This is a genomic window from Streptomyces sp. NPDC057438 (assembly GCF_042802995.1).
GTDB lineage: Bacteria > Actinomycetota > Actinomycetes > Streptomycetales > Streptomycetaceae > Streptomyces.
The window spans coordinates 37,111-63,836 of sequence record NZ_JBHVDD010000004.1; the positions used below are offsets into that span (position 1 = coordinate 37,111).

The 26,726-nt window shown below is 67.4% G+C and carries 30 protein-coding genes and 1 riboswitch; of the genes, 1 reads left to right on the plus strand and 29 read right to left on the minus strand.

Going from position 1 to position 26,726, the window contains the following annotated elements; translation table 11 throughout:
* Positions 1 to 9: 9 nt before the first annotated feature.
* The 24 genes from ACFU5F_RS04265 to ACFU5F_RS04380 form a co-directional block, all read right to left on the minus strand.
* Positions 10 to 297 (minus strand): hypothetical protein, encoded by a 288-nt coding sequence (locus tag ACFU5F_RS04265; RefSeq protein WP_383881673.1) that lies wholly within the window; start codon positions 295 to 297, stop codon positions 10 to 12.
* A 15-nt stretch (positions 298 to 312) separates the two neighbouring features.
* A complete protein-coding gene (locus ACFU5F_RS04270) occupies positions 313 to 675 on the minus strand; it encodes a hypothetical protein (protein WP_383881676.1) in 363 nt (120 codons plus the stop codon).
* 160 nt (positions 676 to 835) lie between these two features.
* Positions 836 to 1,234: a hypothetical protein gene (locus ACFU5F_RS04275; protein ID WP_383881679.1), complete on the minus strand. Its 399-nt coding sequence runs from the start codon at positions 1,232 to 1,234 to the stop codon at positions 836 to 838.
* An 82-nt stretch (positions 1,235 to 1,316) separates the two neighbouring features.
* The gene (locus ACFU5F_RS04280) at positions 1,317 to 1,619 is read right to left on the minus strand and encodes a hypothetical protein (RefSeq protein ID WP_383881682.1); all 303 of its coding nucleotides are present in this window, start codon (positions 1,617 to 1,619) and stop codon (positions 1,317 to 1,319) included.
* Positions 1,620 to 1,735: 116 nt separating this feature from the next.
* Complete coding sequence (locus tag ACFU5F_RS04285) at positions 1,736 to 2,419, minus strand: hypothetical protein (RefSeq protein ID WP_383881685.1); 684 nt, start codon at positions 2,417 to 2,419, stop codon at positions 1,736 to 1,738.
* On the minus strand, positions 2,416 to 2,640 hold the full coding sequence (locus ACFU5F_RS04290; protein WP_383869615.1) for a hypothetical protein: 225 nt from the start codon (positions 2,638 to 2,640) through the stop codon (positions 2,416 to 2,418). Before ACFU5F_RS04290 ends, ACFU5F_RS04285 begins: the two co-directional genes overlap by 4 nt.
* On the minus strand, positions 2,637 to 2,984 hold the full coding sequence (locus ACFU5F_RS04295) for a hypothetical protein (RefSeq protein WP_383881690.1): 348 nt from the start codon (positions 2,982 to 2,984) through the stop codon (positions 2,637 to 2,639). Before ACFU5F_RS04295 ends, ACFU5F_RS04290 begins: the two co-directional genes overlap by 4 nt.
* Positions 2,981 to 3,682, minus strand: a complete 702-nt coding sequence (locus tag ACFU5F_RS04300; protein ID WP_383881692.1) for a hypothetical protein — start codon at positions 3,680 to 3,682, stop codon at positions 2,981 to 2,983. The genes ACFU5F_RS04295 and ACFU5F_RS04300 overlap by 4 nt, the downstream gene beginning before the upstream one ends.
* Before the next feature lie 19 nt (positions 3,683 to 3,701).
* Positions 3,702 to 4,154: a hypothetical protein gene (locus ACFU5F_RS04305; protein WP_383881694.1), complete on the minus strand. Its 453-nt coding sequence runs from the start codon at positions 4,152 to 4,154 to the stop codon at positions 3,702 to 3,704.
* Positions 4,151 to 5,656 (minus strand): DNA cytosine methyltransferase, encoded by a 1,506-nt coding sequence (locus tag ACFU5F_RS04310; RefSeq protein ID WP_383881697.1) that lies wholly within the window; start codon positions 5,654 to 5,656, stop codon positions 4,151 to 4,153. Before ACFU5F_RS04310 ends, ACFU5F_RS04305 begins: the two co-directional genes overlap by 4 nt.
* A gap of 69 nt (positions 5,657 to 5,725) precedes the next feature.
* Complete coding sequence (locus tag ACFU5F_RS04315; protein ID WP_383869601.1) at positions 5,726 to 6,208, minus strand: hypothetical protein; 483 nt, start codon at positions 6,206 to 6,208, stop codon at positions 5,726 to 5,728.
* Positions 6,209 to 6,266: 58 nt separating this feature from the next.
* On the minus strand, positions 6,267 to 6,422 hold the full coding sequence (locus ACFU5F_RS04320; RefSeq protein ID WP_383869598.1) for a hypothetical protein: 156 nt from the start codon (positions 6,420 to 6,422) through the stop codon (positions 6,267 to 6,269).
* Positions 6,419 to 6,637: a hypothetical protein gene (locus ACFU5F_RS04325; RefSeq protein WP_383869596.1), complete on the minus strand. Its 219-nt coding sequence runs from the start codon at positions 6,635 to 6,637 to the stop codon at positions 6,419 to 6,421. The genes ACFU5F_RS04320 and ACFU5F_RS04325 overlap by 4 nt, the downstream gene beginning before the upstream one ends.
* Complete coding sequence (locus ACFU5F_RS04330; protein ID WP_383869594.1) at positions 6,637 to 7,287, minus strand: hypothetical protein; 651 nt, start codon at positions 7,285 to 7,287, stop codon at positions 6,637 to 6,639. The genes ACFU5F_RS04325 and ACFU5F_RS04330 overlap by 1 nt, the downstream gene beginning before the upstream one ends.
* Before the next feature lie 82 nt (positions 7,288 to 7,369).
* Complete coding sequence (locus ACFU5F_RS04335; RefSeq protein WP_383881702.1) at positions 7,370 to 7,819, minus strand: hypothetical protein; 450 nt, start codon at positions 7,817 to 7,819, stop codon at positions 7,370 to 7,372.
* Positions 7,820 to 7,922: 103 nt separating this feature from the next.
* Positions 7,923 to 8,903: a helix-turn-helix domain-containing protein gene (locus ACFU5F_RS04340; RefSeq protein ID WP_383881705.1), complete on the minus strand. Its 981-nt coding sequence runs from the start codon at positions 8,901 to 8,903 to the stop codon at positions 7,923 to 7,925.
* Between the two features lie 89 nt (positions 8,904 to 8,992).
* Positions 8,993 to 10,120 carry a PD-(D/E)XK nuclease family protein gene (locus ACFU5F_RS04345; protein WP_383881708.1) on the minus strand — a complete coding sequence of 376 codons (1,128 nt, stop codon included), beginning with the start codon at positions 10,118 to 10,120 and terminating at the stop codon, positions 8,993 to 8,995.
* 32 nt (positions 10,121 to 10,152) lie between these two features.
* A complete protein-coding gene (locus tag ACFU5F_RS04350) occupies positions 10,153 to 11,244 on the minus strand; it encodes an AAA family ATPase (RefSeq protein WP_383881711.1) in 1,092 nt (363 codons plus the stop codon).
* A gap of 23 nt (positions 11,245 to 11,267) precedes the next feature.
* Positions 11,268 to 11,612 carry a hypothetical protein gene (locus ACFU5F_RS04355; RefSeq protein WP_220649003.1) on the minus strand — a complete coding sequence of 115 codons (345 nt, stop codon included), beginning with the start codon at positions 11,610 to 11,612 and terminating at the stop codon, positions 11,268 to 11,270.
* A gap of 218 nt (positions 11,613 to 11,830) precedes the next feature.
* Positions 11,831 to 12,418: a hypothetical protein gene (locus ACFU5F_RS04360; RefSeq protein WP_383881714.1), complete on the minus strand. Its 588-nt coding sequence runs from the start codon at positions 12,416 to 12,418 to the stop codon at positions 11,831 to 11,833.
* 179 nt (positions 12,419 to 12,597) lie between these two features.
* The gene (locus ACFU5F_RS04365; protein ID WP_383881717.1) at positions 12,598 to 12,852 is read right to left on the minus strand and encodes a hypothetical protein; all 255 of its coding nucleotides are present in this window, start codon (positions 12,850 to 12,852) and stop codon (positions 12,598 to 12,600) included.
* A 31-nt stretch (positions 12,853 to 12,883) separates the two neighbouring features.
* The gene (locus tag ACFU5F_RS04370; RefSeq protein WP_383881720.1) at positions 12,884 to 13,732 is read right to left on the minus strand and encodes a peptidoglycan-binding protein; all 849 of its coding nucleotides are present in this window, start codon (positions 13,730 to 13,732) and stop codon (positions 12,884 to 12,886) included.
* Positions 13,733 to 13,772: 40 nt separating this feature from the next.
* Positions 13,773 to 14,096: a hypothetical protein gene (locus ACFU5F_RS04375; protein ID WP_383881723.1), complete on the minus strand. Its 324-nt coding sequence runs from the start codon at positions 14,094 to 14,096 to the stop codon at positions 13,773 to 13,775.
* Between the two features lie 72 nt (positions 14,097 to 14,168).
* Complete coding sequence (locus ACFU5F_RS04380) at positions 14,169 to 14,702, minus strand: hypothetical protein (RefSeq protein WP_383881726.1); 534 nt, start codon at positions 14,700 to 14,702, stop codon at positions 14,169 to 14,171.
* Positions 14,703 to 15,115: 413 nt separating this feature from the next.
* Positions 15,116 to 15,327, plus strand: a riboswitch (cyclic di-AMP (ydaO/yuaA leader).
* A 7-nt stretch (positions 15,328 to 15,334) separates the two neighbouring features.
* On the opposite strand from ACFU5F_RS04380, the gene ACFU5F_RS04385 reads away from it, so the two are divergent.
* On the plus strand, positions 15,335 to 15,592 hold the full coding sequence (locus ACFU5F_RS04385) for a hypothetical protein (RefSeq protein ID WP_383881729.1): 258 nt from the start codon (positions 15,335 to 15,337) through the stop codon (positions 15,590 to 15,592).
* A gap of 166 nt (positions 15,593 to 15,758) precedes the next feature.
* Here ACFU5F_RS04385 and ACFU5F_RS04390 read toward each other — a convergent pair whose 3' ends face one another.
* Genes ACFU5F_RS04390 through ACFU5F_RS04410 form a run of 5 tightly spaced genes read right to left on the minus strand, consistent with a single transcriptional unit; the run spans position 15,759 to position 26,724 of the window.
* Positions 15,759 to 18,908, minus strand: a complete 3,150-nt coding sequence (locus tag ACFU5F_RS04390; RefSeq protein WP_383881732.1) for a hypothetical protein — start codon at positions 18,906 to 18,908, stop codon at positions 15,759 to 15,761.
* Positions 18,905 to 20,008, minus strand: a complete 1,104-nt coding sequence (locus ACFU5F_RS04395) for a hypothetical protein (RefSeq protein WP_383881734.1) — start codon at positions 20,006 to 20,008, stop codon at positions 18,905 to 18,907. Before ACFU5F_RS04395 ends, ACFU5F_RS04390 begins: the two co-directional genes overlap by 4 nt.
* A gap of 57 nt (positions 20,009 to 20,065) precedes the next feature.
* The gene (locus ACFU5F_RS04400) at positions 20,066 to 20,995 is read right to left on the minus strand and encodes a hypothetical protein (protein WP_383881737.1); all 930 of its coding nucleotides are present in this window, start codon (positions 20,993 to 20,995) and stop codon (positions 20,066 to 20,068) included.
* A gap of 15 nt (positions 20,996 to 21,010) precedes the next feature.
* Complete coding sequence (locus ACFU5F_RS04405; protein WP_383881740.1) at positions 21,011 to 21,907, minus strand: phage distal tail protein; 897 nt, start codon at positions 21,905 to 21,907, stop codon at positions 21,011 to 21,013.
* The gene (locus ACFU5F_RS04410; RefSeq protein ID WP_383881742.1) at positions 21,907 to 26,724 is read right to left on the minus strand and encodes a phage tail tape measure protein; all 4,818 of its coding nucleotides are present in this window, start codon (positions 26,722 to 26,724) and stop codon (positions 21,907 to 21,909) included. Before ACFU5F_RS04410 ends, ACFU5F_RS04405 begins: the two co-directional genes overlap by 1 nt.
* Positions 26,725 to 26,726 lie beyond the last annotated feature (2 nt).

Consider the following 26,726-nt stretch of genomic DNA (forward strand, 5'->3'; position numbering starts at 1 on the left):
TCCAGAGATCTAGTCGGTGGGCTGGTTGAGGGAGGCGAGGTAGGCGTCTGCAGCCGCCAGCCGTGTCGGGCTGTTGACGAGTTCTTCCGACCAGACCCGCAGAGCGATGTCGCCTGCCACGTCCTCGTCGGGTGCGGTGACGACGTAGGCGGCCTGGCCGGATGCCTCCAGTTCGGCGCACCGTTTGTCATGGGCGGCGTCGTCCTCGGGAGGGGTTTCGACGGCAACGACGTCTATCTGTGCGGGGTTCGGCTCCCGGTAGATGACCCACCACTGCCGTGCGGGTGGACTGGTCATAGCTCTCCTTGGCGCTCAGGGGCGGGCATCAGACCTGGGGGTCTGGCGCGCGGAGTAGTGGGTGAGGAGTTCCGCGATCTCTCGGCCGATGTGGTCCATGAGCGTGCGGATGTGCTTCCTGTCGCCGCGCAGGTAGAGGGCGAGGTCGAGGACTTCGGGAGCGGCGGCGTAGGTGAGCAACTCCCGGTACTGCTCGACGGTGAGGGGTTCGAGGTCGTCCGGGCGCAGCGCCCAGGAAGCGACCACCGCGCTGTCGGCGAGGCGCGTGGCGGCGCTGAGCGTGGCGGTGTCGGGCGCGCGGGAGAGAAGGATGAGGAACATCGCAGCGAAGTGGTGGTCCGGCGTGTGGATGACCGGTACCGAGGGGCGAGCGGGCACGGTGCCTCCTTGAGGATGGAAGGGACCCCGGATGCTTCTTTTCTATATGCATTCAGGGGATGTTGCGGCCCTGCCGTCAGCGAGCACGGAGGGGGGCAGTCCGGACTGATGCCGACCACGAGCGCCGCACCGTTGGCGGAGCGGCCACCCTGGCCAACGGCTACCACCGAAGGGGGCCGATCTCGCGAGGAGGGAGGCCGCGGGGATTGGCGGGGAGAGCGACGGCGATGTCGCGCTCATCGGCCAACGGGTGGACGAAGTAGTAGCCGGGCGGGTGCGTGCGCAGGTCCGCGAGCCGAGCGAGGAAGCACAGATCTGCGGTGAGCTTGCCCCAGATCGGGTCCGGCTCTTTTTGCAGATCGAACCGGAGAAGAAGTCGTCCGTCGTCGCCGTGCAGACTCCACAGGGCATAGCTGGGGTCGTCGCGGGTGGCGACGAGAGTCCTGATGCGCGGCTCGATCGCTATCGCCGTCACGGCCATGCGCCTCAGTACGGCGCGAGCGAGGTTGCGGGTGGCCTCACACACCCGCCGGTCCGCGAGCGGGCAGGGATCTTGCACTTTCGCGCGCCTCCTTGGCATAAGGCCGCCCGGCGGCCGGGATGCGATGGTCACCGGTCGCCGGACGGAGTCGTTGACGGCGTCAGCCGACGGGGATGGGACGGTTCTGCAGATCCAGGAAGATGCAGGTGGCTGCGGCGGTGGGCCTGTAGTCGGCCACGATTTGACCGTCCTCGCCCCAGGTGAGGAGTTGAACCAGGACGTCGAGCAGCGGTTCGGGGAGCATCTGCCGCCAGTTGTCGTAGTCGGTGCCGGGGAACCACTCCTTGCAGGTCCGCTGGAGGGATTCCGCGACGGCCTCGGCCAGCCGGTCCGCCTGGGCGGGACTGATCTGCTCGACGCTCAGGCGCTGGCGGATGCGCTCGGGACTGAAGGGGTCTGTCACGGTCTCTCCTGACGGTTCAAGAAGGGGGCCACTCCCCCCTTCTTTCTAGTTCTATTCTATATGCATTTGGGAGGGGGGCAAGATTTCCGGTGGATTTTCTTGATCACCGGAGGGCTTTATTTCCGCAGGTCAGCAGCCATGTCCGCAGGGGTGAGGTCGCGTACGTGCAGGACGAGCCGCGCGCCCTCGACCACGTGCCCCATGCGCATGTCCGGGCCGACGACGCGCGTGTGGTCGTCGTCGTCCAGGACGCCTTGGTCCACCAGCCCGTCAACGCACGCCTTGAAGCTGGGGTACCAGTTGGCCGGGTCTCTCCTCTGCCTGTCCTCGGGGTGCAGGACGCCGATGATGTGGACCCGTTCCAGGTGTGGCACTGCGCGTGAGGCGGCCCAGGCCGCGCGCCGCAGCACCCTGGTGATCTCCGCGCGCTTGTGGTGGTGGAGCCGCTGGTTGGCGTTCAGGAGCGTCAACCGGGGTGGCAACGCGACCCTGAACTGGCGGCCGGGCATCCCCTCGAACCAGTCCGGTTCCCCCTCGCCCGGAACTCCGACCGGGGTAACTGCTTTGGGCGTTGCCAACTCCGTTGTTTCGGGGGCGTATCCGCGCCGACGCGGCACGCCGGCGTTGGTGAAGGCCGACGCGTGCAAGGCCGAGATCAGCATGAGGCGACGCCTGCGGCCAGTCGCGGCGTCCGCGACCAAGGCGCGCATGTCCCCCGGCTTGTACTGCTCGATCCGTATGCGGATGCTGTCCCGCGGGTCGCAGGCCACGAAGATCCGTCCCGGCTTGATATGGGTCACCTGCGGCCCCGGTCGAAGAGATCCGACAGAGCTTTCGCCGCCGCGGCCGCCGGCCACGCGACGATGACCACCGCGAGGTACAAGGCGACAGCGGCCGGCCGCAGTTGGCACACCAGTCGCAGGATCGGGTCGTGGGCGAGCAGCCTCCGGAAGGTGCCCGCCAGGACCACGGCACCCGCTGCCCACGCGAGGAGGACAAGCAGGGCGAGCACGCTGGTCACGACTCCACCTTTCTGGTGTCGACGTGAACCCAGACGGTACGAAGGACGCGGGCTCGGGCCAGGCGCAGGGCGAGGGAAGCGGCACGGCCGTTCCGGTGCGCGGCGAAGCCCGCGCAGATGGCGGGGGCATCGGTGGCGAGCGTGGCGTGGCAGACGATGTGCCCCTCCTCGGCGATGGCGTTGGCGATCATCTCTGCCACGCGCCCCTCTTCCAGGCGCATCAGGTTGCCCGGCCGGAAGATGCACGTGCCGCATCGGCCCGCGCAGATCCGGACGCTCCATGTCGCCGGGTCGGCAACGTCGTGGCGCAGTCCGTCGGACGAGTAGGTGGCAGAGCTGGTCATCGATCAGCCCCCGGAGTGGCGGCGCGCACTGCCTCACCGGTCGCTGCCAGCAGCATCTCCAGGCAGTGGGAGAACAGTTCGGGGTCCGGCGCGGTGAAAGCGGCCCCGTAGAGGGCGAGCGTGGTCGCGGTGTCCCCGTTGGCGAACGCGGTGATGAAGCGTGCTGCGAAGAAATGCGGCTGCGGGACGATGTCCTCGGGACGGCTGCCGTCGGAAGTCAGAATGATCCAGGACGCCGTGTCGGCATCGAGTCCCTGCATCTTCGCCAAGGCTGCCTTCGCCATAACGGCGAGCCCCGTCGCGACTCCGTACATCAGCGAGGGTGTCCCGTTCCGCGCGAGGTCCGCCAGGATCTCCTGGGCCTCGTCGTGGCGCCCTTCCGTCCAGTGGGTGACCGCCTCGACGAGGCGCTCGCTGACTATCGGGTGCGTCACTGGGTCGCCCCCGTTCGTCGGCATGACCGGCACGGACCAGGTTCCGGGCTGGTCCGGAACCTCTCTCCAGCCGTTCACCGCCTCCGGAGTTCGGGCGTCGGGTCGAATCATGTAGCCGTGCTCGATCAGCCGGTGCCCGGCGCTGGCCGGGCGGAAGCTGTCCCAGTCGACGACGAGGTCCACCAAGTCGTCGTGGTCCTCGGCCAGAACTCGAATCCGGTAGCCGTCCGGCGTTCCGGTGCACATTGCGGTCAGGGGCTTCACTGCGATTCCTCTCGGTTGGTCAGGGAGCGTCGGGGAGTTCGAGCTGCTGCGCGGCCTGCTCCTCCGCGTCCAGTGGGTTCGGTCCGGGGCGGTAGTAGGGCAGGCACCGGGGGCATTGCTGCTCTACGGCCCGGCGGTGAGCGCGCGATCCGGCGGGCGTGCCGCACGATTTGCGGATGACCGGGATTGGCAGCTCGCTGGGGTCGGCGTTGGGCAGCTCGTGGATGATCACGCCGTTGAGCCAGATCCGGCCGCCGCAGATGCCGGTGAACAGGCTTTTGGCTGGGAGGACTTGCCGGATGCAGGCGGCCCGGAAGGGGCATCCTCCGCAGACGTAGAGGACGGGTTCGCAGATGGCGACCAGTTCGATGCCGTTCTTCCATCTGTCGTCGGCAACGGCGAAGTCCTCGTCGCCGAAGCATGGGGCGTGGGAGGTGACGTGGGTGCCAATCAGGGTTCGTGATCCGGTCACAGGACGGGCTCCAATCGCTGGCCTATCCACCGGGCAACATTGACCGAGACCGCGTTGCCTGCCTGCGCGGTCTGCTCGGCCTGGTTGCCGTAGACGACGTACTTCTTGGGGAACCGCTGCCCTTCGAGCTGTTCGCGGGGCTTGAGCATCCGGAAGTAGCAGTCGTTGATGTCCGGGGCGTTTTGCACCAGGGCGGCTGAGTCGCGGGTGGAGAGGGTGTGGACGGGTTCGGCGGCCGTCTTCACCGCGGCCTTGCGGTACGGCACGACGAGGGTGTTGCGCGCATGCTCGGGGGTGGTGCCGGCGTGCGTGACGAGGCCGTGGTGGTTGCCCTGGGCGGTGACGACGCTGAGCGGGTCGCTCGCGGGGCTGGCGGTGGCGTGGTTGCGGTACTCGATGATGAACGGGTCCATCGTCAGCAGGGCTTCGCTCTCGCGGGTGGTGCGAGTACGCATCGGCACGTCGAGGGGGACGGCGTCGGTGTTCCACGAGCCGCCGGTCGGCACCAGGAGCGCGTCTCCCTGCTTCACCGTCCGGGCGGGCATCGGCCGGTCCTCGACGGCGTACGCCCTGTCCCCGCCGTCCTTGCCGTGGGTGAGCGAGATCGAGTACGGGCGCCAGGGGAACTTGCGGCGCCCTGCGCGGATTCGGTCCATGGTGGTATCGGCGAGCGGTTTCTTGCGGTCGCCGATCCGCTTCCCGAGGTCGCTGAAGTCGATGATGTCGCTGGCCGGGCGAACGTACGGCTCGACCATGGCGTGGCGGCAACGGGTGTTGGGGCAGCGATAGATGTAGTCGCGCCGGTACTTACCGATACGCAGGCCATCGGTCTTGGTCCACGACTGGACGGCGTGCACGTCTTCACCGCAGTCGACGCAGGGAGCGAGCGGCCTGGGCTCCAGGTCGGGCTTGCGCATGGTCTTGAGGGTGAAGACCACGTACATCCGGTCACGCCACTGCGGGGCGCGCAGGTTGACGTCATCACCAACGTGGGCGCTGCTGACGCACACGATCTGGTACTGGTATCCGAGCAATTCCATGGCTTGGAGCCAGGTCGCGAACAGGATCCAGTCCAGGCCGAATTCGACGACGTTCTCTACGACGATGGCCTTGAACCGCTTCGCTTCAGCGGCTCGCACCACGCACCACGCGGTAACCCGGGTCGCCTCGAAGGCGTCCTTAGTCAGGGACTCCCACTCGTCGCGTTCCTCTTCGAGCAGGTCGAGGAGATCAAGTTGGTTGGTTTCCCGGGGCTTGCCGCCCGCGGGGCTGATCTCGGTGCAGATGACGGATGCCCACAGTCCATCGGCCTTGGGCAGCATGCGCATGGGGAAGCCGTCGCTGAGCGTCATGACGGCGTGCTCACAGTTGGGATGGTTCGCGGCGTGCGTCTCGATTGCGAGCCGCCAGTGGTTGATGCCGAGCAACAGCTCGTGCCCGGCTTCGACAAGTCCGGTGCTACTGCCGCCCGCGCCACACAAAAGGTCAATCCAGGTGGCCATGCTGGTAGTTGTTCTCCAAGAGGTCTTGCGTGCCCGGCACCGCGACGCGGGGCCGGGCGACGGCCGAGATCAGTGAGTGCGGAGACCGCCGTGCGCCTGCGCATGGCGCAGGAAGGAGATCCAGATCCCCCATGTCGGGTCACCCACGGGCATCTCTGCGATGGCCACGCCCGGGTGGGCGTCATAGGTGGCCAGGGCGGCGCTGATCTCGGCGACCGTCACGAGGAAGCCGTCGTTCGAGTCGATCTTGTACCTGGGTATGCCGGTCGGCACCGTCTCGGAAGCGTCCTTGACAGCCTGGTAGGCGGTCCGAAATGCGGCGACGCGGTTCGCCGTGCTCTCGTCGTACTTGGTGCCGGGCCGGAGATCCACGCCCGCCAGCCCGTAGGCGGACAGCTCCGGGTAGGACGGGACGGGCAGCTCGACGAGCATCCCGAAGTTCTTCATCGCGTCGAGAGTGCGCGGCAGTGCGGTGAAGGCGAACCGGAAGTAGTTCCCGGCCCCTTCGGCTCTCTTGCCGTCAGTGGTCTGGATGTAGATGTCGTTTCCCACGGGGTGTTCTCCAAGAGGTCTGCGGCTGCCCGGCCCGGAGTCGGGCCGGGCAGCGCGATCAGCGACGGGCGGCGTGACGGTGGTGGACTTCGCCGTAGGTCATGCGGCGCGGGGCCTGGCTGCGGGCCTCCCAGCGGCGCTCTTCGATGACGAGCACGGTGAGGCCGGCCCCGACACCGAGGGCGAGCACGAGCAGCGCGTACAGGACGGTCATCGCGCCACCACCTCGTAGCGAGCCGGGCAGGGCTGAAGGAGCTGCATGCAGGCGACGAACACCCCGTGGGCGTCGTTGGTCGCGAGTCCGTTGTCCAACGCGGCCTGGGCTCGGGCTCGTTCGTCTTCGCTCTGTGGATGGGCGATGACGCAGGCGCAGCGGCGCTTGCCGGTCTCCTCCGCCAGATTCGGCTGGGCTGCTTCGGTGCCCGCCATCAGACGATCACCTGCCCGGCGGACGCGAGGTAGATGGTGGCGACCTCGTCGTTCAGCACCCACACGGTGAGCGGCCAGTCCGTGCCGCCTTGCGCGTGGACGCACGTCCAGCCGTCCCCCGCCATGGCGCGCACGGCGTTGCCGTACTCCTTGATGGCCGCGTCGTTGTCGGCGAGGGGGCCGTGCAGCAACTTGGACAGCGGCCGACGCTGCGCTGTCACGCCCTGAAATCGGACGGAGACCAGGTGGGTGACGCGTGGCGCGAGGCGCCGCTCGGTGACGAAGGCCGTGATGGCCTGGATGAGCGGGACGACGTTGTTGCCGTGCTCCGACTGCTCTCCGCTCTCGGTGGAGTCGTAGAACACCTCGTCGATGTTCGGGTTGTCGTCGTGGAGGCGCTTGACCTGGAAGCCCTCGAGCGCGGCCGGGTCCATGGGCAGGTCCTCGACCGAGGAGATCCACAGGTACGAGCCGTCGGTGAGCTCGGCGGTGATGGCGAACATGTTCCCGGACTCGACGTTGGTCACGAGCGGGATGCGGCGCAGCGCGGTGATGACCGGCTCGTACGCGCCCCACAGGGCCAGCCACAGCGGGTCTTCGGTGTTGTTGTGTACGGGCATCGGGGCCAGCGGCGCCAGGTCGTTGCTCACAGTTCCTTCTCCAAGAGGTCGTGTGCCAGCCAACAGTACAGAGTTGGGATCTATCTCAGCCCCAAGATGAACGTGGACGCGTTCACCACAGGCGGGTGACGAACACCAGGCACGGGGCCTTGCGCCGCTCCTCTCGCGCCTGGCGGGCGAGGGCGGTCGAAGCCTCCAGCTCATCGGCACGCTGGATGGCCACATCGGCGATGTCCAGCGCCTGGTGGGCGAGGTCACGGGCCTGCATGAGCGCCCGGTGGTTCTCGCGGTGGTCGAGGTGGATTTCAGCGCCGCCGACGTCGTCGAGGAGTTCGCCGACGACCTCGTCCCGCACCAGCTTGGCGCGGCCGAGCCCGCCGAGGTGGCGCTCACAGTCGACCACGTCCTTGAGGTCGGCGATCTGGATGAGCATGTCGCCGACACCCTCGGGGTCTTGGCGGTAGAGGTCGGCGATTCCGTGGATCTGCTCGCGGACGGCAGCGCCGTTGTCGAGCACGAGCGCGCCCTTGTGGCAGCGACGAAGGATGGGCAGGTAGTTCATGTCTTCCTTCCGATCAAGAGGGGGCTTCTCCCCCTCTTCTGGTTCTATTCTATATGCATTGCCAGGGATGTCCATATTTCTGGTGCAATTTCCTTTCGGGTGCCTAAGTTTTTCGCTGACTGTCGCCCTTCCGTGCTCGTACGGCCTCGCGCACAGCTCTCCGCGCCACTTCGGTCGCTTCCGGGTGCTCCTCGATCCGTCGGCGGCGCCTGGCGGCGTCCTCGTGCCACTCATCCCAGAAGCGCCCGTGCTCCCGGTGCTCCTCGTCCTTGGCCTCCTCCTGCTCCCTTCGGCGCCCTGCGCGCGGGTTGGTGCCGCACCCACGACAGGAGGCGGCAGGGCGCCCCCGGTGCTTCGTGCAGCCTCTTGGCGGCTGCCCGCGCTCCGAGGCGGAGCTGTCTGATGGAGCGGATGCGGGCTCCCCTGCGGCGTCAGCCGTGGGGGTGAGGGGGGAAGGAAGGACAGAGGAAGAACCAGGAAAGGAAGGGGTTCCACCGCTGGAACCCAGTGGGTTCCCCCCGTGAAACTCACCGGGTTCCACGGGTGGAACCCGGCTGTCCTGCCCGTCTGGGTTCCCTCCGTGGAACCCTGCCTCCTCGCCTGGGTTCCCCGAGTGGAACCCAGCCTCGACCTGCGACGATTCGACCTTCTCTCGGCGCGCGGCCTCGCGGTCTTCGACGTCCTGATAGGTCATCGCAGGCTTTGCGGGGGCCGAACGCGCGACTCCGGAGCGGGCCTTGTTGGCGTTCTTCGGAGCAGCCTTGCGAGCCTCCAGGCGCTCCTTGAGCTCCGGCGTGGTCGGTGTGGGCGGCACCCCGAGGGGGAAGACCCGGTAGACCGCTGCGCGTCCCGCCTTGCCGACCTCCATGCGCTCGACAAGTCCTTTGGCTATCAGCTCCGTGACGATGGTGATGGCGCGTTTGTCGGTCACGCCGACCCATGCCGCGAGGCGGGTGAGGCCGGGGCGCGCGAGGCGCGTCTCGTCGTCGGCGCTGTCCGCGATCTTCATGAGGGCGAGTTTCTGGCTCTGGCTGAGCACGTCAGGCGGCAAGTAGGCCGCAGCGATCATCAGTTGGATGGACACGGTTCCCCTTGGGCTGTACAGGCACGGCGGCAGGACTGGGTGCCCCGCCCGGTCGCTCCCGGGCGGGGCTGAGACTCATCGGAGTCGGGTCAGGCCGGCGCGATGTTGATGACCGCGGGCGTCTTCTTGCCGGTCTTCCGCCGAGGGATCGCCAGTCCTGCGTCCTTGAGGTTCTTGACCATGCGGTTGACGTCCGGTGTCATCGGGACCGGGATTCCGGCGACCTCATGCAGGTCGACCATCGCCTCCACGTCGTCCTTCTCCTCGTCGTTGCCTCCGCGCCAGGACAGCCTGTTAGGGCCATAGATCCCCTCCGGGGATTGGTCGAGCTTCTTGCGTGCGAACTTCTTGACCCTGTCGCCCTCGCTGGCGAGCTCGTGTCCCTTCACGTAGTCGATGAGCGCCTGTTCGCGGTCGGCGTCGTTGCGGATGAGCGCGGCCTGCTCGGGCACGCCCGGAGCTGTCCCCGGCCAGCACAGGGAGCGGAACGGGCAGTAGTCGCAGATGGCGTCCAGACCGGGGCCGTTGAAGTCGCGGGGCATCTCCTCGGGGTTGCCGGTCTCGCGCACACGTTCCACCCACCACTGGGCCTCCGCCGCGCGCTGCGGGTCGAAGTCGATCTCCTGGACATGCTCCGCGCCGGAGTCCCGGTTGATGAACCGGAAGCGAATACGACCGATGTCCAGTGGCCCCAGGCGGGAGAGGTACCGCTGGCCGGGAACGTCCTCGAACCCGACCTCGAACAGCGCGCCCGCGTACAGATGGACCTGGCGCAGCTCGGCGGCCGTGGCTCCGTAGCGAAGAACGCGGTCCCACAGGTATGTGGACTTGGTCTTCACGTCCTCGACGGTGAGGACGTCGGCGGGTATCGCTGGCCGGTGACGTGCGGGCAGGCGAGCGGCGGTCGCCGCGTCGAGCTGTACGACGTCGACATGCCCTCGGATCATGTTGTCCTGGACCCTGCGTTCAACCAGCCATCTGTACTCGGTGCGCGCGGACTCAAGCAGCCCGTGGTGAATGAACGTTCCGAGGATCGCCGCTCGCTTGTCGGGGTGATCGGTCGCTGTGGTGCCGTGCAGGATGTAGGCGGCGCGTCGGCCGCACACGGTGTCGGACGCGCCGAGCTGTGTCTGACGAGAGCGCGGGCGGCGGGCGTCCACGTCGTGTGCGGCATCCCAGATGGAAGGTGCGATGCCGTCAACGGTGGCTACGGACATAGAGGGGTTCTCCAAGAGGTCAGCGTGGGCGGTCACTGCTCGGCGTCCGCGTCCTGCTCGTCGGCCTTGCGCTGGGCGGCGGCACGGAGCTTGTCGGCGTCGGACAGTGGGCCCTCCCCCATCTCCCGCCGGGGGCTGTCGAGTTCGGCGGCGCGCTGCTCGGCGGCGGCCCGGATGGTGAGGATCTCTTCGTGGCTCAGGCGGTTCACCGGATCTGGGACGGCCCGCCACAGCGCCTCAAGGAGCTTCTTGTCCGTCAGGCCGGCGATGCGGGCGAGCCAGGGCTGTACGAGATCGCCGACGAGCGCGGGCATGATGCGCGGCTGGGATTCGACGGAGCAGCCCAGCTTGTTGAAGACCAGGTCCTCGATGCTGAAGTCCCGCAGCGGCAGTGGCTTGTTCCGCTCGACGCGCATCCGGAGCGATCGGACCTTGATGACCTGCGGGTCGGCGTTGCGCTTCATGCGCACCCAGCACGACGAGTCGAAGCCAAGGTCTTTCTGAGCCGAGACCTTCCACTCGCTCTTGTTCTGGATCGGCTGGCCGTTGTCGTCCGTGGCGCTGACCTGCTTGCCGCGGGCCAGCACGATGGCGATGCCGGGCAGTGTGCGCAGCAGGTAGATGATCCTGTTCCACCGCTCCGTGGCGTCGTTCCACAGATTCCGGCCGATGTCGAACGCGGCGTCCGGGTCCTCCTGGAGCAGCGCACGGTTCTTGCGTGTCCGGCGACCGCGTTCGTAGGTCCAGTTGGTGAGCATCCGCCACAGCGCGGATCCCGAGTCGATAGTCAGGACGACCGGGGGCTCTCCGGCCGCCGCCGCGCGCCTGGCCTCGGCGTGCACGGCCTCAACCTGTTCGAGAATGTCGCGGTAGGTGCCGTCGTGCTCGATGATCAGATAGTTGGCGCCCTCGATGGCCGCGTACTCGTCGGCCGATCCCTCGTCGAGATCGATCCAGTACATCTGGCCGATGCGGTCGCTGCTGGAGAATTGTGCGGCCGAGTAGGTCTTGCCCGCGCCCTCTTCGCCCTCGATGAGGAGGAGGGGCCAGGGGACGATCCCCGTCGGCTTGCGTGTTTTCAGTTGGACTGCGGGCGGCTTTGCGGTGCCCGCCGGTGCGTTCACGATCTGGCTCCAAGAGGTCGTGGTCAGTCCGTGCGCAGGGCCCGGACTTCGAAGAGGGCTGACCACTCCGGGTGTTCGGCCAGCAGGAGCCGTACGTACCGGGAGCGGTAGTCGTTGTTCAGCGCGAACTCGTCGCCTCGGGTCGCCGCGCCGTACTGGTAGCGCAGGAGCTCGAAGAGCATCCCGATTCCGATGCGGCCGAACCCCTTCTCCGCGCAGTCGGCGGTCATCCGGATCAGCGCCCTGAGAACCCAGGGGTTGAGCGCGTGGAACGCCTCGAATCGCTGCTGGATGGTCAGGCTGCCGACATCGGCGGGGTGGCGAACGGGCTGGATGGTGCCGAACAACGGCGGCTGTTCGATCAGCAAGGCTCCCCCCTCAGATATGGACCTAACACGCTGGAGTGTTGGAATCTATCTCTGGGCAGAGAGATTGTCGATCGACAACACCATCGAGACCACCCTCGGTGGCCCCCTGGATCGGCACATGACCCCCCCTAGCTGAACGAAGCACACCCCCTCGGATGTGCTTCTATTCTATATGCAATCGAGGGAGGAATCAAGAATCGCAAGCCTCTGACCTGCGATTATCCGGCGGCCTTGTTCGCCGCTTTGCCGCGCGGCACGATCCTGGATCCGGGCCCGTCGTAGCTACCCGTACGCAGGGCAGCCAAGACCTTGTCGTCGATCGCCCAGTCCACTGCACGCGCTCCCGCCTGTAGCGCGGGTGCATCTGCAACGACGGGTTCCAAGAGCCAGATCGGCGATCCGGACAGGCTGTAGTCGGCGGGCCGGAACCGGCCGGTGCTGATCGCCTTGCGCAGGAGCTCGCCGGACGGCAGCTGGAACAGGGCCACCAACTCGGCCTGGCCCACCAGCGGGGGGAGTTGCTCAACTTCGCGCACCCAGTAGCCCGGGTCCTGCTCCTTGGTCAGCCGCTCAAGCTCCGTCTGATTGAGGTGCTTTGGGCGGGGGGTCGTCTCTCCGAAGCCCTTGACGAACTGGAGCAGCCAGTACGGCGATCCGCTGATGATCTTGGCGTGACGGTAATCGAGGGTGTGATCCCGGCTGATCCACTGGCTGACCTGAAGTGGCTTCACGTCGTACAGCGCGGCGAACTCGACCCTGCCGGCCAGGTACGGCTTCCTTCCCGCCGGCGCCTTGTCCTCTGCCATTCCATCGCCTCCAGCTCACGTCACGTCTGCATATAGATTGTAACCACGTGGAAGCAGAGTCCGGCCCCGCCAAAGAGACGATAGGGTGGAGTCTCCAAGAGGTCGAAGACCCCCGTCGCGAGACGGGGGTCTTCTTCCATGCTTGGCCCTCTGGCTGCTCGACGTCACCTCATCGTGGGTCAGGTACGCGGCAGGGCGAGCGACGTGTTCTCGTACTTCGGCGGACGGGCGTAGCCGAGCAGCCAGCCGAACCGAGGCGACAGGTGCTCCTCGGCGAACCGGAAGACGCCGTAGTAGGAGAAGGTGGCGACCGGGGTCAGGACTCCTGTGACGGCCGTGGCCTCGAGATCGAGTCCGTGGCGGAGAGCCACCGCGACGAGCCAGCCGACCGCGGCCGGAACTCCCGTGCGCAGCAGCGAAGCGTAGAGGTTCATGGGGATGTGCTCCTTGTGCTGGTCAGAGGGATCAGGCGAAGAGTCGGCGCCAGGTCTCGGGGCCGGGGTAGCCGTCGGCGTCGGAGCCGGTCCACTTCTGGGCGTGCTGGAAGTCGACGACGTTGAGACGGTCAGCCTCACCCCACTCGCGGGACGGGCCGACGCGGTAGTGCTTGCCATAGCCCTTGCGCACGAGCTGCTGGCCCAGCAAGAGAATCGAAGCGTTCGACTTGCCGGGTCCGAAGGCGCTTCGGCCGGGGAACGCCGGTGGGCCCGGCTTGGGCGACGTCGACGTGCTGGTCGGCCACTTCGGCATAGGGCCCGGGTCCGTGTGCGTGTTCTCAGGCGTCTGGCCGTGGCCGTAGTGCCCGCCCTCCGTCTCCCAGATGTGCTCGCTGCGATTCGCGTTCCAGGTCGGGGCGCCCATCGGCCAGACGTCCGGCACCCCCCAACTCCGGGCCCAGGCCAGGATCTTGTCGAGACCCTTGGCCCGGGTGTCCCGGACGGTCGCGTACGACTTCCCGTTCACCCGGCAGTACGGGAAGAACAGCGTCTCGACTTGGAGACACACCTTCCCGGTGCGGTTGGTACGGGTGCCGCCGGCGAGGTCGACGACCGACTTGGCCCGGCTGTTCGCCGGATAGAACTGGGCGGTCCTGCCCGTGAAGGGATCCCAGAGCAGATGCGGCGCGACTCCCTTGCCGCCGCCGGTGAAGTACTGCACGAGCTTGTCGAACGCCACGAGATCGGCAGGCTTGGCCGCCGTGGCGTTCTTGTCCCACGTGATGTGCCAGATGACGCGTGGGTCGTACTGCGTGTCGGTGGGTGCAGTGTCGCTGAGCGGATGCCGCTCAGCTCCAGGCAGCCAGAGATCAGGCATGGCGCGTTCCTTGTTCTCCCCCGCGCCTGCTGTTCCGAGCCTACAATCCGAGCTTGCCGGTCACGATCGCGACGATCACTCCCACCACGACCGGCGCCACGAGGGCAGTAAGAGCCAACCGCCTTACGCCGCGGGCCTCTTGCCGCTCCGTCTCGCGCTCTCGCCGCATCTGGGCGACGTCGTCCTCGACGGCTTTGATCCGTACCTCGTCAGTCCGCCGGTCGGCCTCGTACTGGATCTTCGTCACCATCTCGGCGAGCCGCGCGCTGAAGGCAGCGAAGTCGGCGCGCAGGTCGTCACGCATCTGCTGCATGGCCCGCAGCAGTTCCCACGGCGTGGGGTCCTGTCCCGGCGGCGCGCTCACGGTGCTCCCTTCGGCAGCCCCGCGCCGCTGAAGATCAGTCTATGAGTCTTTTCCCTTGCGCTTACATCAGTCCTACTGGGATTCCTCGGAACCGTCTTCGCTCGCTCCAGCGACTCTGCCGCCGACGAACGCCACGCTCAGCGCGAGGGCGGCTACACCGGTGGCTGCCACCAGCTTCATCCCCGCCCCCTGGAACTGCTTGCTCTCGCTGTCCTTCTCGGATACCCGCCCCACGTTTCGTTCGAGGCGGTCGTGGAGGGACTCCCACTGTGCCTCGCTGAGGTCGTCCCGACCGAGGTCGGCCTGCAGAGCGTCCCGCTGGTCCTGTGCAGCCTTGTAGAAGTGGTTCTGACTGTTCTCGTTGGCTGCGAGAGTGGACCTGTGGGCCTCTGCGACTGCATCGATGTTGGCCTTACCCAGGTCCTTGAAGGCCGGGAACTGCTCGATGAGCTTGAGCCGCGCCTCGGTGGCCATCTCGGGCATCGCTGCCGCGAACTTGAGCACCTTGTCCTTGGACAAGTTCCGCCAGGTCTGGATACCCAACTTCCGCTTGACCGCTGAATCGTTCACGTTACCCATTCCCTGACTCCCCTCGTCGCCCCCCATGAGGCATCCCGGATAGTAGCGGTGCCCACCGACAGCCGTGGATCGTGTCGGTTGAGCTGTGCGATCACTTGGAACCGCTGCTACCGCAGCGCCAGCGGCTCGGGAGTGTCTGCCGTGCGGACCCCGGTACAGCTCGGGCATGACGTGGTGGCGCCGACAGCGCGTGTCGTAGCCAGCACCCCTGACGCTCCCTCAACTCGTACGAAAGAGGGTCCCTCAGATGACGTAGGCGCGGTCCCATTTCCTGACCCGCTGTTGCACCTCGATGCTGCCTGACCTGGGAAATTCACATACGTCCACCCAAACGGGTGAGTGGTGCGAAAGAACACAAATCCCCAGTTCCCCTGGGACTTTCGACCGTGAGTAGGCCAAGATCCTGCTGACGACAAGCCCTCGCCACAGTGGTGGGGCGATCCGGGCGGACGCCGAGTCCTGCCGCCGCCCGGATGACCGGTCGACAGAAGTGGATCGGCAGGAGTGGAGGACCCAGCACGACGGGTCGTTGGGACGGTCACGCCATGACCGGGCCGAGCAGCCCTTGGGGTGAAGCTGCGTCAGCGGCCGGGCAACTTCGCCAGCCCGAATCCGACAGGTCATCCTTCACAGGCGGCTGACGCGAAGGTGCAGCCGTCATGCCAACGACGCAGAACAACCCCCAGCCCTCTGGAACCAGCTCCGACGGGGACGGGGGTGATGGGTCCAAGATCCGCAAGTTTGAAGCCGCAGTCATTGTCCTTGTGGGGATCATCGGTGGTTTCACCGCGGCGACAGGGCGACGGATCATGGACCATGTCTCGTATTTCGAGGCGATTTACACAGGCTGCCTAGCAGCCGCCGGCCTGTGTGGCTTCATCATCCTGATGTTGAGGTTCATCCGGGGGCAGTCCTGACCCGGTAGCACGGCAGGAGGGGCCTTGGTATCTGACCAAGGCCCCTTTCCTGTGCTCTCCTTGTTATGAGCCCCATAGCACTGACTTCAAGCGGTTAGGGCTGATTCGGGACATCGCGGGCGTTGCTTGAGAGCGGGACAGATCTGAGTTGCCATGATCGGGCTAGTCAGGTAATCGCCTGGCCGATGTAGTCGTCGGCCGAGCCGCAGTCCTCCACCAGCAGATAGGCGACGTTGCTGCTGCTGGCGGCGAGCGTCCACGTCTGTGCGACACCGCCTTGAGTTCCGGTCCAGCACAGTGCGGCTGTGACGTCGCTGCCCGTGGTGTTGGTCAGGATAGTCTGGACGGAAACGGCGGCGTTCGCTGTGGAGGCTTGCAGATTGTTGACGCGTATCTGATCCTTGTAAATCGTCCCGGAAACGGTGTTCTTGCGGATTCGGTATAGCGCGTAGCTGTCGCTGGCCGCACTGTGCAGTGCCCAGAGTGAAACGCGGTAGGCGCGGCCGACCTTGAACGTGATACTGCCGGTGGTGATGAGGGCCGTCTCCGTGCTGGAGAAGGTGACGTTCGCGGTCAGAGTCTTCTGTGCGACAAATCCGCGCCCCTGGGATTTGCCGTACACGCTGAGGTCTCGGTCGATCGCGAAGCCGCCGGATGTGAGCTTGGCAGTGGACTGGGCCGATGCGGACTGCGCGTCGCGGACGTGCAGCTCGATGGACGAGCCGGCGGCCGATGTATCAGCGCCGTACCCGTTGATGTAGGCAACTCCGTTGCCGCTCAGATCGTTTGCGTAGAGGTTGAACACTCCTCCCGAATAGCCCGGCACGTGGCTTTGCAGGAACACCCCTGTTTCCTGGCTCGAACCAGTCACCTTCGGGGCGCTGAGTGAAACGCTGGGAACTTCGTAGGTGCCGGAGGAATCTGAAGCGTAGGCGATGGCGGTATTGAGTTCTGCCGGTGCTGACTCATCGGCGCTGCCGGAATAGAACTCAATCGATCCGGTCTCCGGATTGGTGTTTCCGGGGCTGATGACAACTCGCTGTCCGCTCGCGGCAGTTTGGAGGGTGCTGCCGGTGAGGACGGCTCCGTTGATCGTCTTACCGTTGATGGCGTCCGCGTCGAGTTTGTCCGCCGTGATTGCCCCGGCCTTGATATGGGTCGCTTCGATCGCGCCCGCCGAGATCTTCGTTGCCGTCACAGCGTTGGCCGCGATCTTGTCCGCCGTGACGGACAACGCGTTCAGCTTGTCCGTGGTGACGGACAACGCCGCGATCTTCTCGGCCGTGATGGCCAAGGACGCAATCTTCTCTGCCGTCACCGCTCCCGCGAGGATCTTGGGCGCGGTGACTGCGCCGTCGGCGATCTGCACGCCCGGCACCACCGGGCGGACGACTGCGTTGTCCCACAGCACGGCTCCGGCGGTCGACTGGTACGTCTCCACCCAGACCGTGGCCGCGGTGGTGTTCGCCGGCGCCGTGACCGTGGCGGCAAGGCGCTGCCACGAGCCGCGAGCTGGGACGTCCACCTGGGCGACACCGAAGCCGACGGTCGCGCCTGTGCCGTCCAACCACCGGGCGTAGAACTTGAGCGCGCCTCCCGCCCAGTCGGCGGACGCGTTGGCGTCGATGGCGAGGTAGAGCTGCTCTCCGCTCAGGATCGGCATCGACGTGACGTTCAGGGACCGTGTCGTGGCGGCCGTCGCCGTGGCGTCGACGCGGAGCGCCTTCGCGGAGCCGTTGCCGCCAGAGACGACGGACCATACGGTCGTGGCGATCGCCGCGGTGTAGGCGCCCTCGAACGAGGGGTCGCTGAGCACGTTCGTACCGCCCGCGACCACCAGTTTGTCCGTGGAGATCGAGGCTGCCGCGATCTCGGTCGCCGTGACCGAATTCGCTGCGATCTCACGGCCCGTGATGACATCGGCCGCCACCTTCCCAGCGATCACCGAGTCAGCCGCGAGCGCGGCGGCGGTCACCGAACCGCTCACGAGGTTGGTCGCGTCGACGATCCCGGTCTTCAGCGCCTCGATGGCAACGGCGTCGACCTGCATGACGGCCGGGGAGCCGGAGACACCCATCGAGGCGTAGTTGAGCCACAAGTAGGGGGTGATGTATCGGACGGCGTCGTGCACGGTGCCGGGTGAGCGCGGGTCGTTGTTGGGGCCGGCGGAGCCCGCGGCTGCGCGGTCCTTGAGGTAGCCGACGACCGTGACCCAGCCGTCCGTGGTCGGCAGCGATCGATACGACGCCGCGATGTAGAAGTGGCTGTTCGGGGTGTTCGCCCCGGCGCGGTTGACCAGGGTGGTCTGGTCTGCGCCCACGCCGAGCACGCCGACGTAGAACGCGTCCGGGCCAGCCGCGAGTTGGGCTGTAGCTCTGATCCGGGCGCTGATCCGGTACAGGACACCGGGCTCGTACGGGACAAGGGTCGTGCCACGAAGCCGGATGAAGCCGCGGGCCTCACCGACGTTCCGGCCGGTGGGAGCGTCCGGTACGCCGGTAAGGTGCGCCCACGTGGCGTCGCTGCCCTGATCGGTGGTCTGCCAGACGGCGGCCTCGCCCATCATGTCGACGAGGCGCTGGCTGGTGGCGTCCGCGAGCGTGCCGCCGAGCGCGCTGAGGGTCACCGCGCCGCTCGCGACTTTGCCCAGCGTCACGGAATTGGCGGCGAGTTTCTCGGCGAGCACCGCGCCGTCCGCGAGCGCGGTGGAGTTGACTGCCCCGAGGGCGAGCGCGGCTTCGGTGACCGCGCCGCGGGCTAGCTTATTTTCGTCGATGATCGCGTTGACGAGGTCATCGGGGACGGCCTTGCGGGCTTGGACCTGCACAGCGGCCGAGGGCTCTCCGGCCGTACCGGAGGTGTTGACCGCGATCAGGCGCACCCACACCGGGTCGTAGGTGTCGGTGGCGAGGGTGACGCTTCCGCCGGCGGCCGTGTGGAAGGCGGCTACTGGGCTGCTGGTGTCCGGTTCGGCGTCGGCGGTCGTCGACAGGTGGACCTGGACTTCAGCCAGGTCGAGCGGAGCAGTCTCCGCGTCCGTCCACGTTCCGGGCCAGGTGACGGTGAGCCCGGACAACGCGGACTCCACCACAGGCGGCCTGGGGGTGGGAGGCGGCGGTCCGTTGTGGGCGACGAAACCGACGGTGCCGTCGTTCTGGAGGCCCAGGCTGCCGCGTAGAGAGCCGTCCTGGTCGTAGACCTCGATCGCCCCGTCCTCGATCGACGAGTACGCCATGCGGGCGGTGCGGGTGGTACGGGCCAGCTGCCGTTCCAGGACGGCGACGCGGGCGGCCAGGCGGGCGATGTCGCTGCTCACGCGGTGCCTCCCCCGTAGGTGAAGCGGTCCGCGCGCTGGAGTTGGATGACGGCCTGCTCCTGGTCCTCGCCGGAGGCGGGTCGGATCTGCCAGCCGACGATGCGGCACCAGGCGTCGAAGTCGGTCCACTGGTCGTGGACCCGGGCCCGTACGTCGTCACCGATCTGCCAGGATCCGAAGCGGGCCGACGGGTGATCGCGGACGGTGATCTCGGTGACCTCGCCGATGACCTGGCGGGAGATGCGTTCCGTGCGGGCGCGGGCGGCCAGCCGGTCGTTCGCCTTCTCTTCCGGCACCTCGAGTAGGTGCTCCAGGCGCAGCCGTCCGTCGCGCACGGCGTCCACGGCGCGGCGCCGGTTGCGGCCCTCGCCCGCGCCGAGGGCGATGACGACCTGGGCGAGGTTGTCGGCGTCGTACTCGACAGGGACGGACTTGACGATGTTCACGCCGGACTCGAAGTGGATGTCTGTGCGGCGGCGGCCGAGGCGGGGCCAGCCGATGCGGATGCGGCCCCGCGGGGTTCCGTTCTGCCAGGCGGCCTCCTCAGTCCACTCGGGGCCGCCTTCGACGGCGACCATGTCCTCGATGACGTCGCCGAGCGAGGGGGTGTCCCACCAGTCGATCCGGTAGGGGTCTTCCGGGGTGCCGACGGTGGCCTTGGAGGTGGTGGCGTCGACCTGGATGCCGAGCTGGCCGTCCGGCTGTTCTTGGCAGTACGCCCACACGTCGCGAATGACCTTGCACGGGTCGGCGTAGGTGTAGGGGCCGCGTCCGTTGAGCTGGCCGTGGAGGTCGTAGCGCCGGTATGGGTAGGAGCCCCAGCCGGAGGCCTCGATGCTCAGCTGCTGGCCCTCAGGGTCGGCTCGCCAAATCAGGCCGCCCCACAACAGTCGTCCGTCACGCTCTGCGTAGATCTTGGTGTTGCCGGGGCCGAGCTGGGAGCGGACCAGGTGGGCCAGGCGAGGTTCTACGGCTCCGGTGAGGCTTCCGGTCGCGGACAGTGCGGGACCGAACTCGACACCGGTCAGCGGCAGATCCCAGGCCAGGACCTTGTTGGTCAGCGCGTCGGTGGTGAGATAGCGGTACGACTGCGACGCCATCGGGCGCGTCCTTGCTCTCCCCCGCGCCGTGATGGGCTTGTGGTGGTGCGCGTCGTGTTAGAGGACGCCTTCAGTGAATTCGACGTCGGCGATGATCGATGTCGAACCGTCGACCGATAGGTCACCGGTCTCGGCCTTGGACATGTAGGTCTGCAGTGACAACGTCTGGGTGGTGCCGCGCTGCGCCCAACTGATGGTGATGTTGTCGGCGATGACGACGGTTTGGCGGCGGACGACGGAGCCCTGGTTGTCGTCGATGACCGTGTTCTCGCCGAAGTCGGAGCCGAGCTTCGTCTGCATGGCGGCGAATACGTCGGCTCGGGCCATGCGAAGCCCGGCGATGGTGACGACGACCTTGGCCGAGATGGCCCAGGCGGGGATCGGGACTGACCAGCTCGCCGCGGTCGGCCAGTTGCGCCACTTGTTGTCCTGGTACTTCAGCTCGCTCAGGGCGGACGGGTAGGCGGTGTAGAGCTTCCGATCACGCCGCGGGTTCGCGATCTGCCGCAGATCCGTGATCATGGCGTTGGTGATCGTGGCCGTATTCGCCGGGAGGTTGAGTCGTGCCAGCGGGATCGCCGTCATGCCGGACGGCACCGTCTTCGTGGAGGCGGAGACGCCGGACACCACGTGGAAGTAGCCGATGTCGTCGGCGGCGGGGTTCCGGTTTCCTTCGTACTCCGGGTCCTCGACGCGCAGGCAGATCAGGTCGGATCGAGCCGAGGAGCCCGTGGGGGCGATCGGCACGATGGCGTCACCCACGTTGTACTGGGTGTAGGAGCCCTGGCCCCAGGCCGCTCCTCCCACCACGGCCGAGCCGTCGCCGACACGCACGCCGGCACCAGGGGTGGCCCACTCTCTGACCTTCAGGTCGTTTCCTTCGGTCACGCCCGAGTTCCCGGACGCGAGGTCGCGGACCATCATCCGGAATGCGCGCGCGGGGTGGGTGCCGCCATGGGTCAGCATGGGCGGTTGGATCAGTGCCATCTGGTGGTGCTCTCCTTACAGGGCTGTGTAGGCGTCGCGCCACGCCACCGTGAGGCGGGTGGAGTTGGTGTAGTCCGCGCCGATCCACCGGACCTCGCTGGTTCCGGACGGAATCTGGAACAGGTCCAGGCGGGATTCCGGGGACAGCGCCGAGGCGGCGTTGCCGCCGTTGCGCAGGACCCAGCGCGTGCCGGGACGCGTGTCGATCTGAAGGGTGTCGTTCTCGCCGAGGGTCAGCGCGAGGTCGAGGATGCGCCCGGTCTCTGTGATCCAGATGCGGGGGTTCACTACCGGGCCCTTGATCTTCAAGGAGGGCCAGGCCGGCATGTCCCCATAGTTGGTGACCCAGCCCCTGCGGTCGGTCGGGTCTGCCACGCCGGTCGTGATCGGAGCGGCTACGGGGGCCTTGAAGCCGGTGCCTCCCGTGTAGGCCAGAGGCAGGGTGACCTGCTGTTCGGGCTCTCCGTGCCACCGCGGGTCGGTCGCCGCGAACTCCAGGGTTACGGGGATCCAGCCGTAGACGGCCTGCGCCATGGTCACGGCCTCGACTCGGCGGACCCGGCCGTAGAGCCGCTTGGTGCTGTCGCGGCCGGGCCACCGCAGCCGTAGGGTCTGCAAGGCACCCGCTGTCTTCCGCACCACGGGGTCGGCGGCGGCCTGGTCGAGTGCGGCGAGCGCGTCGGCGGCGGCCCGCGGGTCGCCTGGTGTCCGGATGCCGGCCTCGATCATCACCATGCGAGGGCTGTAGTAGTCCACGCCGGGGAACGAGCCGTCGTCCGTGGGCAACTCGACGTCCTGCGCGCGGACTTCGGGAGTGCCCAGTCCGGTGACCTCGCTTACCGGGTACGGCGTGCCGGGGCCCATGAGGACGCCGGCGAAGTCGATCTGCCACTCCTGGGTGATCGTCGCCATCAGATACGGCCTCCTCGCTGGGCGTTCCGCAGCCGCCGCATGATTTCCGTACCGACACGGTCCGCTGCCTTGGCGTCGGCGGCGCCGTTGACGGTCACCGGCATGGAGCCGACGAGTGCCGCGGGCTGCTCTCGTATGACGACGACCTGGACGGCGCTCGTCGGCTTGGCGTCGACGAGGCGAGCCGGGCCGGTGACCCCGTGGGGGGTGAGGACGTAGCCGAACCGCTGTGCAACATCGCTGAGGACGGCGGTGGCCGACCCCCGCTTGTCGGCGCCGAGCGGGACGAAGGCTTCGCCCCCGGTCTCCGGCTCGGCGAACTTCACGATGCCGTTCGACGTGGCGTAGATGCCGGGCGTGAGAATGCCGCCGTTCGCGTATGCCAGGTGCTTGGATGCCTTCGCAAGGTCAGACAGGAACTTGTCTGCCTTCTTGCCGAGGGCGCTCTTGATGCGGGCCTTGCCCGCGTTAGCGACGTCGATGATGTGGTCCTCGTCCATCTCGGTCGCTTCGGCCACGGCATGAATGCCCGTCTTCGACGACTTGATGGCACCGATGATCTTCACGAGGTCGGCCAGCTCCTCGTCTGACATCGTCGTGCCTGCCGACTTCGCCGCTATGTTGGCGTCTTTCGCCTTCTTCGGCGACTTCACGGCCTGGGCCGCCAGGTCCTCGGCGTCCTGGTCGCCCTGCTCAGCCAGCATCCGGGCGAGGTCTGTGTAGCCCATGGCGGCGAGCTGGGTGATGTTCTTCTCGAAGGTCTGCTGATCCTTGACCGCGGCCTTCAGCTGGCTCGTGTACGACGACAGGGACGCCTTGGCCGTTGCGGCAAGCGCCTCCAGGTCCTTCGCCATCGCCTTGACGTACTTGGAGCTGCCGGTCGCCATCTTGTGGGTCAGGTCGATACCGTCCTCACCCATCTCGGCGAGGGCGTCGGCAACGTCCTGGCCGGCGCGCCGGGCGACCGTGTCGAGGTCGCTGCGCCAACGGCGGGCTACTGCCACGGACTTGTGGAGGTTCTTGGCGAACTTGGAGAGGCTGAAGCGGTCCTTCTTGTCCCTGGAGTCGCTCGCGATCCCGGACAGGCTGAACAGCTCCGGCGTACTGTACGACCAGTCGGTCAGGCCGCCGTCGGCGTACCACTCCACCTGTCCGCCGAAGCGCCGGACGACCTCTCCGACGATCGCCTTGCTGCGATGCCGCTTGGACTCCGCCAGCGGTACGTACGCCTCTCCGCCCGTCTCCTTCTCCGCCCAGATCCGCATGCTCCCGGCCGGGGCGATTTGGGCGACGTGCTGTTCCTTGCGCACGCCACCATTGGCGTAGAACTCAAGTACCGAGCCGTTGGCCTGGGCCTTTGGCGCCTGGATCGAGTCGGGGACGCCGTTGGCGTCGCGGTCCCAGGAAGTGGCTTGGCGCTGGAGGAGGAGGGGAACGACGACGGGGGGCGGCTGGTTCGCGGTGACGCTGACGGTGACGGACTTGTGGCCCGGAATGTTCTGGACGGACACCCCGATGGCGTCGAGCTGAGTCTTCACAGCGTCCATGTCGCCGGACAGCAGGGCGGAGGTGAGGGCTGTGGCGGCCTCGCTGCCCTTGGTCTTCGCGACGGCCGCGATCAGGGTGAGCATCCCGGACCATTCGGAGTTCGCCTGGCCGCCCGCCGTTCTGAACGCGGCGACGACCCTGGAGAGGTCTGGCCCCTCGATGGGCTTGTCAGCGCCCCAGGTCGCCGACAGCTCGTCCATGACCTTGTCGACGTTCCCGGACAGGAGGGCATCGCGCAGGGCGTTGGCGGCGTCCCGGCCGCGCTTGCGGGCCACCTGGTTGATCAGGTCCATGCCGCGCGCGAACTCGTCACGGGCGTCTCGGCTGGACTCGCGTATCGCCCCGCCGAAGTCCTGCAGGGCCATCTGCTCGGTGACGTTCTTGAACTGGGCTGGGTCGTTGGTTTCGGAGGCCCGCGCCCATGCCCGCGCGGTCTTCTCGCCGTACTTCGCGGCGATCGCGGGCAGTTGCTCCAGGCCCACCCGGTACGCCTCCGTCGAGCGGCGTGCGTCCTCCTCGACGATGCCCTGCATCTCGTCGGCGACGTTCGTCCTGCCCTTCTTCAGCTGTCCGACGAGTTCCGCGAGCATGGGTGCGGAGTCCACGCCGAGTTCGGCGAAGTGGTCGACGAGGGGCGAGTATCCGGCCAGCCCCAGCTCGGACAGGTTCGTCTGGAAGTCCCGCTGTGCCTTGGCCTGTTCACGCAGCTCGCGCATGTAGTCGCGCAGGCTGACCTTCGCGTCATCGGCGCTCTTGCCCGCCTTCCGCATGGACTCGGCTGCCTCGGACTGGGCGTCCTTGAAGGCACGGGCCGGGTCGACGACATCGCCGACGGCCTTCGCCAGGGCCTCCATCTCCTTCGTGTACTGAGGGGCCCCGTTCTTGTCGAGCGGCAGCATCATGTCGAGGTTCCAGGCCGCAGCCATACCCGCCCGCGACTGCTTGATCTTGGACTCGATGATGTCCATCTGTCGAGCGAGCTCGGCTTCCTTCTTCACCGCGCTCGACCAGACCTTGTGCTGCTTGTCGAGCACTTCGACCGCGTCTTCGGCCTCGACCGATACGGCGCTGCCGAGGCTTCCACTGGGGTCGGTGACCGCGAACGATCCCTCGTTGCGGATGCGTCGGCGCAGTTCGGACAGCTTGCGTCCACCGCTGGCGACAGCGTCGATGGCGTCCTCGATGTCGACGCCGACCTTCTTCAGCTTCCCCGCATCATCGGAGTTCGTCAGCTGCTCGGTGAGAGTCCGAAGCGCAGCGCCGGACTCGCCTTCCTCACGCTCGGACTTGAGCGCACTGACCAGCTCCTCGGTGGCCTGCTTCGCCTTCTGCTTGGACGCCGCGTACGCGGCGTAGCCGATCGTGCCGACAGCGAGCAGCGCGGTCAGGCCCGACACTGCGAGCCCGGCCCCGGCCATGACTGTCGGCATGACCGTGCCGCCGGCGCGGGTCGCGGCGAGCGCCGTGCGGAACGCGAGAAGCTGCGCGTTGATCTTGGTGATCCCCGCGCTTACCAGGAGACTCGCCACCGACACGGCCATCAAGGCTCCGGCGAAGCTTTTGACGGGACCAGGCAGGTCATTGATCGCGCCAGCGAAGACATTGAGGGCGCCGCCGATCTCCTTCAATGCCGGCAGCAGCGCGCGGCCCAAGTCGATCCCGAGAGCGCGGGCCTGGTTGCTGAACAGCTGCCACTGGCCCGCGGTCGTGTCCATCTGGATCGCGTACGCCTTCTGCGTGGCGCCGGCTCGCTCGACCTCGTTCGCGATCCCCTCGTAGGTATCGGCGTAGTTCGCGCCATCGGCGGCCGCCAGGGCGAGAGCGGCCCTGGTGGCGCGGATGTCCCTCCACATGTTCGCAAGGTTTTCGGCGGTCCCTCCGGCGGCCCGGTTCAGCTTGTTGACCACCACGTACAGGCCGTCCTGCTCGACGGCGGACGCGGTCGACTCGTAGCCCAGACCCCTGATTTCCTCCCGCAGCTCCTTGGTCGGCTTCATCAGCCGGGTCATGAGCATGTTGAGGGCCGTGGCGCTCTCGGCGGCCGGGATGCCCGCCAGCGTGATCGCAGCCAAGGCGCTCGATAGGTCATCGAACTCGACGCCCGCCGCCGCGGCCATGGGAACGACGTCGCCGAGCTGCTGCGCGAGCTCCTCGTAGGAGATGACCCCCAGGTTGACCGTCTGGAACATCACGTCCATGACGTCGCTGGCGTCTTTGGCCTCCAGCCCATACGCCTTCAGCACGCCAAGCAACGCTCGGGCGCTGGTCTCGGTGGTGGTGAGACCTGCCGCCGCGCCCTGCGCCGCGACCTGGAGGATGTCCATGGCCTCGGCACCGTCGAAGCCGGTGGAGACAATCTGGTAGAGGCCGTCGGCCAGTTGCTCGGCGGTTTGCGGCAGCTTCGTGCTCAGCTCGACGATCTGATCGGTGAAGACCGCGATGTTGTCGCCGGTGATCTGCTGGGAAATCGTCATCACGTTGGCCATCGCCCGCTCCAGTGCGATGGCTTCGGCCACTCCCACACCCAGCGCAGCACCGAGCACGAGGCCCGTCTGCGCAAGCGACTTCGCCCGGGTGTTCATCGCGGTGATGACTTCGCCCTGTGCCCGGGCCACCCGCGCGGCGGACACTTGCGCGTTCCGGGCTGCGGTCCGCTGGGCCTCGTCGCGCGTGGCGACCGCAGAACGAGCACGAGTTTCTGCGTCAGCGAGACCGGTCGACGCCCGCGCCGCGAGCTGGTTGGCGCGAGTCGCGGCTCCGGCGGCGGAGGCCGCACGCAGCTGAGAGACGGCCGTGCCCTGTGCGTACCGGTCGGCGATGGCCTGCGCCCGCGCGGCACGCTCGGCAAGCTGCCCGGCGTTCGCAGCACCGCGCGCCTGCGCGGCCTGCGCTGCGGCAGCCGTACGCGCGGCGGTCGCCTGCGCGGCAGCCGCGCTCGTGGTGGCGGTGGCCTGCGCCATCTGAGCACGGGCCGCGAGCGACGAGGCGAGCTGCTGAGTGCGCTGGATGCGGGTGACCTGTTGCTGCGCCTGCCCAGCTCGCTGCGTCGCTCGGGTGACCTGCGTCTGCGCGCGCACCATCTGTGCGGACGCCTCAGCTTGGGCACGGGCAAGCCGCTGGGTGGCGGCCTGCACCGTGCCCATCCGGTTGCCGACGGCAGCGAGCTGCCCGTCGAAGGACCGCAGTTGTCCCGCTGACTGTCGCAGCCCGGACGTGAGCGCACCGTAGTTGGCAATGAGGTTGACGTAGAGGTTGTAGGCGCCGGCCACGT